Source organism: Mesorhizobium sp. M0522 (genome assembly GCF_040321085.1).
GTDB lineage: Bacteria > Pseudomonadota > Alphaproteobacteria > Rhizobiales > Rhizobiaceae > Mesorhizobium.
On sequence record NZ_JAMYQW010000002.1, the window covers coordinates 52,902 to 65,886 of the forward strand.

Sequence of the window (12,985 nt, forward strand, 5' to 3'; positions counted from 1 at the left end):
GCAGCTTGCGCATAGGCGATCAGTGGATCGGCACCAGCCCGGCCAGTTCACGCATGTCGTCGAACAGGATGCCGCCGGCTTCGATCAGTCCATCGCGGTCGGAAAGCGGGTCGCCGTGGTAGGAATAGACGCGCATGCCGGCGGCGATGCCGGCTGCCGTGCCGGCGACGCTGTCCTCGATGACGATGCAGTCGGCGGGCGCGAAGCCCATCGTCGCTGCCGCATGCAGGAAGAGGTCGGGGAACGGCTTGCCGCGCGAGACCATGGTCGAGCTGAACAGCGCATGCTCGAACAGCGGCAGCAGTCCGGTCTGGCCAAGCGTGATGTGCATTTTGGACACCCGTGCCGACGAGGCGACGCAGGTGGCGATGCCGGCGGCGTGCACGGTTTCGATGAACTCGCGAACGTGGGGGATGGCCTCGACGCCATGCGCGAACAGGTCCGGCAGGCCGGCGTTCCAGCGCTCGACGAAATCGGCGCCGAGGCTGACGCCGGTCGCCTCGACTTCCTTCTGCACCGAGACCATGCTGCGGCCGGAGAAATTCTTGCGGCAATATTCGAAGCTGGCCGGAAAGCCGGCCGCGGTCAGCCATTCGGCGAGGCGCCGATTGGCCAGGTTCTCGGTGTCGACCAGAACCCCGTCGCAATCGAAGATGACGAGCTTGGGTATTTTCATCAGGCCGTGCCGGTCGATCCGAAGCCGCCCGAGCCGCGCGTTGTGCCGCCAGCCAATGTGCGCTCCTCGACGGTCGCCTGCGTCACCGGGGCGAAGACGATCTGGGCGATCCGCATGCCGCGCGTCACCGCGAAATCCTCGTCGCCGAGATTGATCAGCAGCACCTTGACCTCGCCGCGATAGTCGCTGTCGATGGTGCCCGGCGTGTTGAGGCAGGTGAGCCCGTGCTTGAAGGCGAGGCCGGAACGCGGCCGGACCTGGCCCTCGACGCCCTCCGGAATTTCCAGGACCAGCCCGGTCGGCACCAGCGCGCGCTTTCCCGGCAGAATCAAGAGCGGCCTGTCGTCCGGGACGGCGGCGCGCAGGTCCATGCCGGCGGCGCCCGAGCTCTCATAGGCAGGAAGCGGCAATCCCTCGCCATGCGGCAGCCTGACGAAACCGACAGCCGGACCGATGACGGAGGTGGGATAAAGTGCTGCGCGCATGAGGCTGATCCTATCGTCGCGAACGCCGGTTCAGTCAACTCGGCGGCAATGCTATCAACGGCTTTCTTTCAGCACAGTTCCGCTTCAGCGCAGTTCCATCGGAACGACCGTGGTCTCCTTGATCTCCTCCATGACGAAGGAGGCCGAAACGTCCGACAGTGCCACCTTGGCGATCAGCCGTTGATAGAGCCGGTCATAGGCCTTCACATCGGCGACGCGGGCGCGCAGGACATAGTCGAGATCGCCGGACATGCGGTAAGCGCCGGTGATCTCGGCAAAGCCGGTCACCGCCGCTCGGAATCTTTGCAGCCAGTCGGGATCGTGGTTCGAGGTGCGGATCAGGATGAACACCGAAAGGCCCAGCCCAAGCTTGTCGGCGTCGACCAGCGCCACCCGGCCGGTGATGACGCCGTCTTCCTCCAGCCGCTTGACCCGGCGCCAGCAGGCATTGCGCGACAGCGATATTCTTGCCGAGAGCTGGTCGACGGACAGCGTGCCGTCGCGTTGCAGCTCGGCCAGCAATCTCCGGTCTATTTCGTCGATTTCCGGCGTCATGTGAGATGTTTGTCCCAAAATTCAGCCTTTCACAAGGACAATTTGAGACCGATGAACCGAACACCCATGCCAGTATACTCATCGCCGGCTCTTCATGCCGGCAGGAGGGATCGACATGACGGCACGACTCGCAAGACTTTTCACCTCTCACCCGGCCGCGGTCGGCGAGAGCTATTTCGGCCATATGGCTTTCGCCGCATGGTTCTCGTCGCGATTGTTCATGGCGGCCTTTGCCGCGCTCATTCATGCTTTCTTGCCGTTTCTGTTCGAGACCACGGCAAGCGGCATCATCCGTGAGCTCTATGAGCGGACGCATAACAGAGGACGGTAAGCCGTAGAGGTAACGAGCGCGGCGAGGCCGCTGGACGGCGCCAACGCTCAACGGATCCCGGCAGCGCAATCCCGATCAAGCGCCGCCATCGTCGAAATGTCGAGCCAGGCTTGAAGCCGCGCCGCAATCCGCCATTTTGAGGAGCGCGGCGCGATAGCCCGGAGCATCCACGATGGATATCGTCTTTTCCCCGACGACAGAATTGGCTGCCGCCATTCGCGACCGCAAGATTTCCGCTGTGGAAGCGCTGGACGCGCATCTGACGCAGATTGACAGGCACAATGAGGCGGTCAACGCAGTCGTAACCCTCGATCGGGACGGTGCGCGGCAACGCGCTGGCAAGGCCGATGAAGCCCAGGCCCGCGGTGAGGCCCTTAGGCCGCTACACGGCGTGCCGTTCACACTGAAGGACACGCACGAAACAGCGGGCATGAGACCACTGTCGGCTTCCCGGCTTTCGCCGACTATGCCCCGAGGGCAGACAGTCCGGTCGTTGCCCGGCTGAAGGCGGCAGGCGGCATACTGGTGGGCAAGACGAACGTGGCGACAATGCTCGGTGACTGGCAGTCGAGCAATCCACTGTTCGGCCGCACGGGCAACCCCTGGAACCTCCAGCGCACCGCCGGCGGCTCCAGTGGCGGTGCGGCGGCGGCGCTCGGCACTGGAATGACGCCGTTCGAGGTCGGCACCGACATGCAGGATTCGATCCGGCTGCCCGCTGCCTTTTGCGGCGTCTACGGCCTCAAGCCGACCGAGCACCGCGTCTCGCTCGCCGGCGCCTTTCCCGATCCAGGCGGGGCGCCGCGCAGCGTGCGGCTGATCTCCTGCCTCGGACCGCTGGCGCGCAGCGTCGAGGACCTGGCGCTGATCTACGGCCTCATTGCCGGGCCGGATGGAAGCGATACCGACCTTGCGCCGGTACCGGTCGAAACCATGCCGGAGCTGGATCTCAGAAATTTGCGGATTGCCGTCGCGCCGTCCTTTCCGGGCTTTCCGGTGGCCGGCGAGATCAGCGCGGCGGTCGAAAGTCTGGCAAAGGAGCTTCAGTCGGCAGGCGCCATCGTCGAGGATGCCAAATTGCCGAAGCTCGACCTGCACGACGACCTAGCACAAGGCGGTGCGCTGATCGGCATGATGCTGGAGGCGGCCCAGCCCGAACCGCGGGAGAAGCCGACACCGGTCTCGCGCTGGTTCGAGGCGCTCGCCCGCCGCGACCGCTCCATACTGGCGTGGGAACGGTTCTTCGACGGCTGCGACGCCTTGCTGTGCCCCGTCGCCATGACCACGGCCTTTCCGCATTGCGAGCCAGGAACGCCGATCGGGGTCGACGGTAGCGAGCAAAGCTACTGGATGCTGCCGGCCTATGGCGCGGTGTTCAACTACAGCGGCCACCCCGCCCTGTCGCTGCCCTGCGGACAGGACAGCAATGGCCTGCCCATCGGACTACAGCTTGTCGGCAAACGCTGGTCGGAGTCGCGCCTGCTCGGGATCGCCAGGGCAATCGACCCGCTGGCCGGCGGCTTTCGCCGCCCGCCCGGTTATTGAGTAAACCGCGCCAGCCCGTAGGGATCAAGCAGCGGATCGCGCTCGCCGTCGAGGATTTCGCGGACGGCGAACAGGCCGACGGCCGGCGCCAGCGTGATGCCGGAATGCATGACCGCGACGTAGACGCCGCTCGTGCCTTCGGCGCGGCCAATGATCGGAAAGCCATCGACCGGCGTCGGCCGGTAGCCAATGGTGTGGAAATCGAGTTCCAGCTCATCCGCGCCGCGCAGCATCGCCTTCATCGCCGCAAACAGGTCGCCCGCGGTGGCCGCAGCATCCATGCCGGGATCGGCGCCGCCGAAATCCGAGCCGGCGATGATGCGGCCTTCCGCCGTCTGGCGCATATGCAGGCGGTCGCCGATCACCAGGCCGTTGAGCAGCTTTTCGTAGGGGCGCGAATGCACGATCAGGCCGGGTGGCGTCTCGATCGGCAGTTCTATCCCGGCTGTTGCCGCTAGTGCCGGAGAGCCGGCTCCGGCCGCGATCACCACCTCGTCGGCAGCAATCCGCCCGCCGGATGTATCGACGCCGGCAATCCTGCCGTTGGCTTGCACCAGAGCGGTGACGGTCGTCCCGGCTACAATTCGCGCGCCGCGCCGTTCGGCGTCGGCCAGCAGTGCTTGCGTGGCCGCGACCGGCTCGGCAACGCCTTCCTCGGCGACATAAAGGGCGAAATCGGGAAGCTCGGCCAGATTGGGCTCGATGCGCGCCGCTCCGGCACGGTCGACACGCTCGATGCCGTAGCCCCATGCGGAGTGCTCGGCCGCATAGGCCTCAAGTTCGGGACGTGGCAGGTCCCAGCATAGGCCACCGCACCACTGCAACGGGATGCCGGGCACCTCGTTCGCCAGCCGCGTCCATTCGGCCATCGACCGAATGCGCAGGCGGAAATAGACCTCCGGATTACCCCAGCTGGCATTGATCCAGGCAAAGGAATTCGGTGTCGCGACGCCGCCGGCGCCGCTGCCGGCAACGACCGTCACCTTTGCTCCGGCCCTGGTCAGGTGCCAGGCGATGGAGGCGCCGATGATGCCGGCGCCGATGACGATCACTTCTTTCGCCGCTGTCATGCTTCACTCCTCGTTCCAACGCCACCACTGCGATGCCATTGCCCGTGGGTTCTGCCAAGAGCGCGCGGTATCAAATATGCCTCTTGACTTTAATACGTACGTACGTATTGTATCGCGATGGCTAGACATTCACTTCGCGAAAAACTTCTCGACGCCGGTTTCAAAACCATCTGGAATTCCGGCTATTCGTCCGCCGGCGTACGCGACATCGTCGCCGCGGCCGATGCCCGCCCGGGGTCCTTCACCAATCATTTTGCATCCAAGGAGGCGTTCACCGGCGAGGTGCTGGACCGCTATTTCGCCTATGTGAGCGGTTTGGCGGAGCAGGCCCTTGCTCGGGACGGCACGCCCCCGGTCGGGCGCTTGCGCCGCTATCTCGAAATCATCACGTCGAAGCTGGAGGCGCATGATTGGGCACGGGGCTGCATGATCGGCAATCTCAGCCTCGAGACGGCGGCTCATAGCGAGGCGCTGAGGCTGCAACTCGTCGCCATTTTCGAACGCTGGCGTAAGCCCTTTGCCGAATGCATCGCCGAGGGCCAGGCGGCTGGCGACATCACCGACGCGTTCGATGCCGAGGACCTCGCCGATTTCCTGTTGAGTTCCTGGCAAGGCGCGATGCTGCGCATGAAGGTGGAGCGCAGTCCCGAACCGCTCGAGCGTTTCAAGAACATCGTCTTCGAAACAGTCTTCGCAAAAAGGAGCTGATCCGATGAACCCGAAACTCGAAAAGCAGCAATCCCGCACAACGGTGCCGCGCTCGCAAGTCGCGGTACTCGATTCCACCATCTCCTATGTCGAGGCAGGCACGGCTGGCCCGACGGTGCTCTTCCTGCACGGCAACCCGACGTCGTCCTACATCTGGCGCGACATCATCCCGCATGTGGCGCCGTTCGGCCGCTGCATTGCGCCCGACCTGATCGGCTATGGCCAATCCGGCAAGCCGGACATCGACTATCGCTTCTTCGACCACGTCCGCTATCTCGACGCCTTCATCGAGACGCTTGGCATCACCGACATGGTTGTCGTCGCGCAGGACTGGGGCACCGCGCTCGCCTTCCATCTCGCCGCACGGCGGCCGCAGCGGATCCTCGGCCTCGCCTTCATGGAATTCATCCGTCCCTTCGAGAGCTGGGACGATTTCCACCAGCGTCCGCAGGCGCGCGAATTGTTCAAGGCAATGCGCACGCCTGGCGGCGGTGAGAAGCTTGTCCTGGAAGATAACGTCTTCGTCGAAAAGGTGCTGCCGGCTGCGGTGCTGCGCACGATGAGCGATGAGGAAATGGCCTCCTACCGGGCACCGTTCCCGACGCCGCAATCGCGCAAGCCGATCCTGCGGCTGCCGCGCGACCTGCCGATTGAAGGCCAGCCCGCCGATGTCGCTGCCATCAGCGAGCACGACCATCGGGCGCTCCGGCTCTCCTCCTACCCGAAGCTGCTTTTCTCAGGCGATCCGGGGGCCCTCGTCTCGCCGCAGGCGGCACGGGAATTCGCGGCCGGCCTGAAGAACTGCCGGTTGATCGATCTCGGACCCGGCGCGCATTATCTGCAGGAGGACCATGCCGACAGGATCGGCGCCGCAATTGCCGAGTGGATTCCGGAGGTGGCCTTCGAGAGCCATGCCGCCGAACCGGCCTGACGTCGGGACGTGAACCGGCGGCTGCGGCAGCCGGGGAGGTCGACAGCTTAGCTCTGCCGGTGCCAAGCGATGGAGGCGCCAATGATGCCGGATCCAATGACGATGATGTTCTTGCTCGCGGCCGTGTACCTTCAAACGCCCAGGACTTCTTGCCCTCATTGCCACCATGCTGCAGACTTGCCAAGAGCGTTGCCGGGACCGCTCTCGAAGCGGGTCGATGACGATCGCCTCACTGGAAACGTTCAGCTCAATCACATGAGGGTCATTTGCGCCGCTGGATAAAAGGGCTGGTTTTTGCTGCAGCCGGAGCCGCCATTGTCTATGCCGTCTTCTTCGGCCCGCTGCCGATCGTTCGATCTTGGTGGCAGGACGACAACTGGCTGGATCCTTTGCATAAGCGCCATCGCATTGCTGACGGTTTGGTGCTGACCGGGGCGTTGGTTGGGAAATCGCGGGCAGAAGTCGTTGCCATGCTCGGCGAGCCGCCGAAGACGGACTATTTCGAGGACTGGAGTCTGGTTTATATTCTTGGTTCGGAAAGAGGATTTTTTTCGATCGACTCTGAATGGCTGGTTATGCGCCTGGATGACGCTGGCTCGGTCACGCAGGCGGCTATCGTCAGAGACTGAACCTGCTGCCGGGGTATCAGCGGTGTTTCCGTTCGACAGGCCGGAAAAGCGCTGCTAGAAGCCCGCGCCACAGACAGGATTCCATGAAATTGGCTGAAGACATCGAACAAGCGGTATCGCGCCGCCGCACTTTCGCGATCATTGCCCACCCCGACGCCGGCAAGACGACGCTCACCGAAAAACTGCTTTTGTTCGGCGGCGCCATCCAGCTTGCCGGCGAGGTCAAGGCCAAGAAGGACCGCATCCAGACCCGCTCGGACTGGATGAAGATCGAACGCGAGCGCGGCATTTCGGTGGTCACCTCGGTGATGACCTTCGAATACGAGGACACCGTCTTCAACCTGCTCGACACGCCCGGCCACGAGGATTTCGCCGACGACACCTATCGCACGCTGTCGGCGGTCGACAGCGCGGTCATGGTGATCGACGCCGCCAAGGGCATCGAGCCGCGCACGCTGAAACTGTTCGAGGTCTGCCGGCTGCGCGACATCCCAATCATCACCTTCGTCAACAAAATGGACCGCGAAAGCCGAGACCCATTCGACATCCTCGATGAGATCGAGCAGAAGCTGGCACTGGATACAGCGCCGATTACCTGGCCGATCGGCCGCGGCAAGACCTTTTCCGGGACCTACCATCTGGCGCTGAACGCGGTGCGCAAGGGCGACGCCGAAAAGGAGCGCACGCCGGTCAATGGACCCGATTCCAACCGCGTCGCCGGCCTGTTGCCGGAGAACGAGCGGGAGGCCTTCATCGAGGAGCTGGAGCTGGCGCGCGAGGCCTGTCGCCCGCTCGACCTCGATGCCTTCCGCGAGGGCCATTTGACGCCGGTCTATTTCGGTTCGGCGCTGCGCAATTACGGCGTGCGCGACCTGATCGAGGCGCTCGGCGCCTACGGGCCGCCGCCGCGCGCGCAGGAGGCCGACAGCCGCAAGGTCGAGGCGACCGAGGACAAGATGACCTCCTTCGTCTTCAAGATCCAGGCCAATATGGACCCCAACCATCGCGACCGCATCGCTTTCGTCCGCGTCTGCTCCGGCAAGCTCGAGCGCGGCATGAAGGCCAAGCTGGTGCGCACGGGAAAACCGATGAGCCTGTCGGCACCGCAATTCTTCTTCGCCCGTACCCGCGTCACGGCCGACGAGGCGTTCGCCGGCGATGTCGTCGGCATCCCCAACCACGGCACGCTGCGCATCGGCGACACGCTGACCGAGGGCGAGGAGATCCTGTTTCGCGGCGTGCCGAATTTCGCGCCTGAAATCCTGCGCCGCGTTCGCCTCGGCGATGCCATGAAAGCCAAGAAGCTCAGGGAAGCACTGCACCAGATGGCCGAGGAAGGCGTCGTGCAATTGTTCTCGCCGGAGGACGGCTCGCCAGCCATCGTCGGCGTCGTCGGCGCCCTGCAGCTCGACGTCTTGAAGGAGCGGCTAAACTTCGAATACACACTGCCGGTCGATTTCGAGATGTCGCGCTTTTCCGTCTGCCGCTGGATATCGGCCGACGACAAGGCCGAACTCCAGCGCTTCATCGAGGCACATCGCGGCGATATCGCCCGCGACCTCGACAATGATCCGGTGTTCCTCGCCCAGCACGCCTTCTCGCTCAACTACGAGGCCGAGCGCTGGAAGGCTATCCGCTTCACCGCGGTCAAGGATTATCAGGTCCGCGACAGAGCGGCTTGATGCGCCCCTTCCCTTCTCCTGTGGGAGAAGGTGTCGCCGAAGGCGACGGATGAGGGGTGTTCCAGGAAACACCAACGTCTCATTCCGTCCAGCACCCCTCAACCGTCTCGGCGCTTCGCGCCGATCCACCTTCTCCCACAGGGGGAGAAGGAAAGATCGCGTTCGTTCACCCTTTCGCTGCCTCTTCGATCTTGGCGATGTCGATCTTGCTCATCTGCATCATCGCCTGCATCACGCGGCCGGCCTTTTCCCTATCGGGGTCCAGCAGCAGCCTGGGCAACTGCTCGGGAACGACCTGCCAGGAGAGGCCGAATTTGTCCTTCAGCCAGCTGCACTGGCTGGGCTGGCCACCGCCCGCGATGAGCCTGTCCCAGAAATAGTCGACCTCTTCCTGCGTCTTGCAGTCGATGGAGAGCGAGACTGCCTGGGTGAACTTGAATTGCGGGCCGCCGTTGAGCGCCTGGAACTGAACGCCGTCGAGCTCGAATGAGACCATCAGCACCTTGCCCTCATTATCGCCGCTGCCCTTGGGCCAGCGCATCACGCTCAGCACCTTCGAATTCTTGAAGATGGAGATGTAATGGTTCATGGCCTCCTCGGCCTGGTCGTCGAACCACAGGCAGGGGGTGATCTTTTGCATTCTCTTGCTCCTCAGGCTGGTTTTGGCTTGTTTCACTCGCAAAACGGCCGGCTGGCAATTGATGCCCGGTCGCGCCGTCTGCTCAAGGACGCTCGAGCAAAACACGATCCGACAGCACTTCTGACTTTTTTACGGCGGCTGCGTCTTTGGCTGGCCGCTCGTTCCGCACCCTGGCGCAGCGCAAAATTGTGGCCAGACCAGAGTGTGCCGTCTATAAGGCCTGCGGCTCAATTCCGGTTTTCCGCACCTTTGGGCGCGACGCAGACAGCAAGGACAGTTCAATGCCCGCCTACCGTTCCCGCACCACCACCCATGGCCGCAACATGGCCGGCGCCCGCGGCCTGTGGCGCGCCACCGGCATGAAGGATTCGGATTTCGGCAAGCCGATCATTGCCGTGGTCAATTCCTTCACCCAATTCGTGCCGGGCCATGTCCATTTGAAGGATCTCGGCCAGCTGGTTGCCCGTGAGATCGAAAAGGCCGGCGGCGTCGCCAAGGAATTCAACACCATCGCCGTCGATGACGGCATCGCCATGGGCCATGACGGCATGCTCTATTCGCTGCCGTCGCGCGAATTGATCGCCGACTCGGTCGAATACATGGTCAACGCGCATTGCGCCGACGCCATGGTCTGCATCTCGAATTGCGACAAGATCACGCCGGGCATGCTGATGGCGTCGCTGCGCCTCAACATCCCGACTGTCTTCGTCTCCGGCGGACCGATGGAGGCCGGCAAGGTGGTGCTCGCCGGGAAGAGCCAGGCGCTTGACCTGGTCGACGCCATGGTCGCGGCCGCTGACGACAAGGTGTCCGACGAGGACGTCAAGATCATCGAGCGATCGGCCTGTCCGACCTGCGGCTCGTGTTCGGGCATGTTCACCGCCAATTCGATGAACTGCCTGACCGAGGCGCTCGGCCTGTCCTTGCCCGGCAATGGTTCGACGCTGGCGACGCATGCCGACCGCAAGCGCCTGTTCGTCGAGGCCGGCCACCTGATCGTCGATCTTGCCCAGCGCTATTACGAGCAGGACGACGACACCGCGCTGCCGCGCAGCATCGCCTCGAAGGGCGCCTTCGAGAACGCCATGACGCTCGACATCGCCATGGGCGGCTCGACCAACACCGTGCTGCACATCCTTGCCGCGGCACATGAGGGCGAGGTCGACTTCACCATGGAGGACATCGACCGGCTGTCGCGGCGGGTGCCAGTGCTGTGCAAGGTGGCCCCGGCCAAGGCAGACGTCCATATGGAGGATGTCCACCGCGCCGGCGGCATCATGGCCATCCTCGGCCAGTTGGATAGCGCCGGGCTGATCAACCGCGACCTGCCGACGGTGCACACCGCAAGCCTCGGCGAAGCGCTAGATCATTGGGATATTTCGCGCACCACCAGCCAGAATGTCCGCGATTTCTTCCTGGCGGCACCCGGCGGCGTGCCGACGCAAGTCGCGTTCAGCCAGGACCGCCGCTGGGACGATCTCGATCTCGACCGCGAGAAGGGCGTCATCCGCTCGGCCGAACATCCTTTCTCCAGGGATGGCGGCCTTGCCGTGCTGAAAGGCAATCTGGCACTCGATGGCTGCATCGTGAAGACGGCGGGCGTCGATGAATCGATCCTGAAATTCACCGGTCCGGCAAGAGTGTTCGAAAGCCAGGACGCCAGCGTCAAGGCGATCCTGTCGAACGAGATCAAGGCCGGCGATGTCGTCGTCATTCGCTATGAAGGGCCACGCGGCGGACCCGGCATGCAGGAAATGCTCTACCCGACCAGCTATTTGAAATCGAAAGGCCTCGGCAAAGCCTGCGCACTGATCACCGACGGTCGTTTTTCCGGCGGCACCTCCGGCCTGTCGATCGGCCATGTCTCGCCGGAAGCCGCGGAAGGCGGTCTGATCGGGCTGGTCAGGGAAGGCGACACGATCGATATCGATATCCCCAACCGCACCATCAGGCTTGCTGTCGACGACGCCGAACTCATCGCCCGTCGCGCCGCGATGGAGGCCAGGGGAACGGCTGCCTGGAAGCCCGAAGAAAAGCGCAAGCGCAAGGTGACGACGGCCTTGCGCGCCTATGCGGCGATGGCGACAAGTGCCGCCAAGGGGGCGGTGCGGTACGTGCCGGAATAGTGGCTTTTCCTTCTCCCCTTGTGGGAGAAGGTGGATTGGCGCGCAGCGCCAAGACGGTTGAGGGGTGCTGGACGGAGTGTCGTCGGCGCCAAGCTGGAACACCCCTCATCCGGCCGCTTCGCGGCTACCTTCTCCCACAAGGGGAGAAGGGAAGGGCCGCGCCTGAAGGTTCCGCCTTGCGGCAGCACGCTGCATGGGAAGAAACGGCTTTTTTGAACGAGGTGGCGCTAGATGGATTTTGACCTTGTGGTGCGCGGCGGGACGCTGCCCGACGGCAGGATCGCCGATATCGGCATCGTCGGCGAAACGATCGCAGCGATAGAGCCCGAGCTGAACGTCAGCGCCGGCACGGCGATCGATGCCCATGGCAATCTGGTCTCGCCGCCCTTCGTCGATCCGCATTTCCATATGGACGCCACGCTTTCGCTCGGCATTCCGCGCATCAATGTCTCGGGCACGCTGCTCGAAGGCATCTCGCTTTGGGGCGAGTTGAAGCCGCTTCTGACCCACGAAGCGGTGCGCGACCGTGCGCTCGCCTATTGCGACTGGGCGGTGTCGATGGGCCTGCTCGCCATCCGCACCCATGTCGATGTTTGCGACGACCGCCTGCTGGCGGTCGAGGCGCTGCTCGACGTGAAGAAGACGGTTGGCCCCTATATCGACCTGCAGCTGGTCGCCTTCCCGCAGGACGGGTTTTACCGCTCGCCGACGGCGCGCGACAACACCATCCGGGCGCTCGACATAGGCGTCGATGTCGTCGGCGGCATTCCGCATTTCGAGCGCACAATGGCCGACGGCACGCGCTCCGTCACCGAGCTCTGCGAAATCGCGGCGAAGCGCGGCCTGATGGTCGACTTGCATTGCGACGAGACCGACGATCCGCTGTCGCGCCACATCGAGCAGCTTGCTTATGAGACGCAGCGGCTCGGGTTGCAGGGCAGAGTGGCCGGCTCGCACCTGACATCGATGCATTCGATGGATAATTACTACGTTTCGAAGCTATTGCCGCTGATTGCCGAGGCCGGCGTTTCGGCGATCCCCAATCCGCTGATCAACATCATGCTGCAGGGCCGCCACGACACCTTTCCCAAGCGCCGCGGACTGACGCGGGTCAAGGAGATGCTGGCGCAAGGCATCCGCGTCGGCTGGGGCCAGGATTGCGTGCTCGACCCCTGGTATTCGCTGGGCACCGCAGACATGCTCGACGTCGCCTTCATGGGCCTGCATGTCGCGCAGATGTCGAGCCCGGCCGAGATGGCGCGCTGCTTCGACATGGTCACCAACGTCAATGCCGCCATCATGGGCCTCGACCACCTTGGCCTGGCGGTCGGCAAGCGCGCCAGCCTGGTCGTTCTCGATGCCGGCAACCCAGTCGAGGCGCTGCGCCTGCGCCCAGAGCGTCTCTGCGTCATCGCCAGGGGCAAGGTGGTGGCCGAGCGCAGCCGGCAGGACACGCGGCTTTCGATCGCCGGAAGGCCGGGCACGGTGAACCGGCGCCACGCTTAGTCCAGCCGATTTCCGGCGCTGGTCTTACCGAATTCTCGATTTTCGCCTCGTCATGGCTGCAGCTTGCGACTACGACGCGGGTCACCGTACCCCACGGCGAG

General features: G+C 63.9%; 13 protein-coding genes and 1 pseudogene. 9 read left to right on the plus strand and 5 right to left on the minus strand.

The features are described from left to right. Positions 1-19: 19 nt before the first annotated feature. The 3 genes from NKI58_RS03025 to NKI58_RS03035 form a co-directional block, all read right to left on the minus strand. Positions 20-676, minus strand: coding sequence for an HAD family hydrolase (locus NKI58_RS03025; protein WP_352784052.1), 657 nt, complete (start codon positions 674-676; stop codon positions 20-22). Continuing rightward, positions 676-1,161, minus strand: coding sequence for a dUTP diphosphatase (gene dut / locus NKI58_RS03030; protein WP_023717930.1), 486 nt, complete (start codon positions 1,159-1,161; stop codon positions 676-678). Before dut ends, NKI58_RS03025 begins: the two co-directional genes overlap by 1 nt. 84 nt (positions 1,162-1,245) lie before the next feature. Further along, positions 1,246-1,716, minus strand: a complete 471-nt coding sequence (locus NKI58_RS03035; protein ID WP_292662427.1) for an Lrp/AsnC family transcriptional regulator — start codon at positions 1,714-1,716, stop codon at positions 1,246-1,248. Between the two features lie 115 nt (positions 1,717-1,831). Here NKI58_RS03035 and NKI58_RS03040 point away from each other — a divergent pair, with 115 nt between their 5' ends. The 3 genes and pseudogenes from NKI58_RS03040 to NKI58_RS03050 all read left to right on the plus strand — a co-directional run bounded on the left by NKI58_RS03040 (position 1,832) and on the right by NKI58_RS03050 (position 3,592). Further along, positions 1,832-2,047 carry a DUF6356 family protein gene (locus NKI58_RS03040; RefSeq protein WP_023717932.1) on the plus strand — a complete coding sequence of 72 codons (216 nt, stop codon included), beginning with the start codon at positions 1,832-1,834 and terminating at the stop codon, positions 2,045-2,047. A gap of 172 nt (positions 2,048-2,219) precedes the next feature. Then, positions 2,220-3,091 (plus strand): annotated as a pseudogene (locus tag NKI58_RS03045) (amidase); the annotation flags it as partial. Positions 3,092-3,181: 90 nt separating this feature from the next. Further along, positions 3,182-3,592, plus strand: coding sequence for an amidase family protein (locus NKI58_RS03050; protein WP_352826582.1), 411 nt, complete (start codon positions 3,182-3,184; stop codon positions 3,590-3,592). Here NKI58_RS03050 and NKI58_RS03055 read toward each other — a convergent pair. Next, positions 3,586-4,662 carry an NAD(P)/FAD-dependent oxidoreductase gene (locus NKI58_RS03055; protein WP_352784042.1) on the minus strand — a complete coding sequence of 359 codons (1,077 nt, stop codon included), beginning with the start codon at positions 4,660-4,662 and terminating at the stop codon, positions 3,586-3,588. The two genes, NKI58_RS03050 and NKI58_RS03055, sit on opposite strands and share 7 nt — an antisense overlap. Before the next feature lie 117 nt (positions 4,663-4,779). Here NKI58_RS03055 and NKI58_RS03060 point away from each other — a divergent pair, with 117 nt between their 5' ends. The 4 genes from NKI58_RS03060 to NKI58_RS03075 all read left to right on the plus strand — a co-directional run bounded on the left by NKI58_RS03060 (position 4,780) and on the right by NKI58_RS03075 (position 8,612). Continuing rightward, entirely contained in the window at positions 4,780-5,370 is a 591-nt protein-coding gene (locus tag NKI58_RS03060) for a TetR/AcrR family transcriptional regulator (protein WP_352784034.1), read from the plus strand. A 4-nt stretch (positions 5,371-5,374) separates the two neighbouring features. Further along, the gene (locus NKI58_RS03065; protein ID WP_352784030.1) at positions 5,375-6,301 is read left to right on the plus strand and encodes a haloalkane dehalogenase; all 927 of its coding nucleotides are present in this window, start codon (positions 5,375-5,377) and stop codon (positions 6,299-6,301) included. 266 nt (positions 6,302-6,567) lie between these two features. Further along, positions 6,568-6,930 carry a hypothetical protein gene (locus NKI58_RS03070; protein WP_352458662.1) on the plus strand — a complete coding sequence of 121 codons (363 nt, stop codon included), beginning with the start codon at positions 6,568-6,570 and terminating at the stop codon, positions 6,928-6,930. A gap of 83 nt (positions 6,931-7,013) precedes the next feature. Continuing rightward, positions 7,014-8,612 carry a peptide chain release factor 3 gene (locus tag NKI58_RS03075; protein ID WP_502897037.1) on the plus strand — a complete coding sequence of 533 codons (1,599 nt, stop codon included), beginning with the start codon at positions 7,014-7,016 and terminating at the stop codon, positions 8,610-8,612. Positions 8,613-8,778: 166 nt separating this feature from the next. On the opposite strand, the gene NKI58_RS03080 is transcribed toward NKI58_RS03075, so the two are convergent. Next, complete coding sequence (locus NKI58_RS03080; RefSeq protein WP_352784025.1) at positions 8,779-9,252, minus strand: VOC family protein; 474 nt, start codon at positions 9,250-9,252, stop codon at positions 8,779-8,781. A 281-nt stretch (positions 9,253-9,533) separates the two neighbouring features. Between NKI58_RS03080 and ilvD the strand changes: the two genes are divergently transcribed. Both ilvD and NKI58_RS03090 read left to right on the plus strand, forming a co-directional pair. Continuing rightward, on the plus strand, positions 9,534-11,378 hold the full coding sequence (ilvD, locus tag NKI58_RS03085) for a dihydroxy-acid dehydratase (protein ID WP_352784022.1): 1,845 nt from the start codon (positions 9,534-9,536) through the stop codon (positions 11,376-11,378). Between the two features lie 231 nt (positions 11,379-11,609). Further along, positions 11,610-12,884 carry an amidohydrolase family protein gene (locus NKI58_RS03090; protein WP_352469954.1) on the plus strand — a complete coding sequence of 425 codons (1,275 nt, stop codon included), beginning with the start codon at positions 11,610-11,612 and terminating at the stop codon, positions 12,882-12,884. The last annotated feature ends 101 nt before the right edge of the window (positions 12,885-12,985 follow it).

Coding starts and splice junctions, on each gene's coding strand:
- NKI58_RS03025 (WP_352784052.1), bottom strand. CDS start 676: ATGAAAATACCCAAGCTCGTCATCTTCGATTGCGACGGGGTTCTGGTC.
- dut (WP_023717930.1), bottom strand. CDS start 1,161: ATGCGCGCAGCACTTTATCCCACCTCCGTCATCGGTCCGGCTGTCGGT.
- NKI58_RS03035 (WP_292662427.1), bottom strand. CDS start 1,716: ATGACGCCGGAAATCGACGAAATAGACCGGAGATTGCTGGCCGAGCTG.
- NKI58_RS03040 (WP_023717932.1), top strand. CDS start 1,832: ATGACGGCACGACTCGCAAGACTTTTCACCTCTCACCCGGCCGCGGTC.
- NKI58_RS03050 (WP_352826582.1), top strand. CDS start 3,182: ATGCTGGAGGCGGCCCAGCCCGAACCGCGGGAGAAGCCGACACCGGTC.
- NKI58_RS03055 (WP_352784042.1), bottom strand. CDS start 4,662: ATGACAGCGGCGAAAGAAGTGATCGTCATCGGCGCCGGCATCATCGGC.
- NKI58_RS03060 (WP_352784034.1), top strand. CDS start 4,780: ATGGCTAGACATTCACTTCGCGAAAAACTTCTCGACGCCGGTTTCAAA.
- NKI58_RS03065 (WP_352784030.1), top strand. CDS start 5,375: ATGAACCCGAAACTCGAAAAGCAGCAATCCCGCACAACGGTGCCGCGC.
- NKI58_RS03075 (WP_502897037.1), top strand. CDS start 7,014: ATGAAATTGGCTGAAGACATCGAACAAGCGGTATCGCGCCGCCGCACT.
- NKI58_RS03080 (WP_352784025.1), bottom strand. CDS start 9,252: ATGCAAAAGATCACCCCCTGCCTGTGGTTCGACGACCAGGCCGAGGAG.
- ilvD (WP_352784022.1), top strand. CDS start 9,534: ATGCCCGCCTACCGTTCCCGCACCACCACCCATGGCCGCAACATGGCC.
- NKI58_RS03090 (WP_352469954.1), top strand. CDS start 11,610: ATGGATTTTGACCTTGTGGTGCGCGGCGGGACGCTGCCCGACGGCAGG.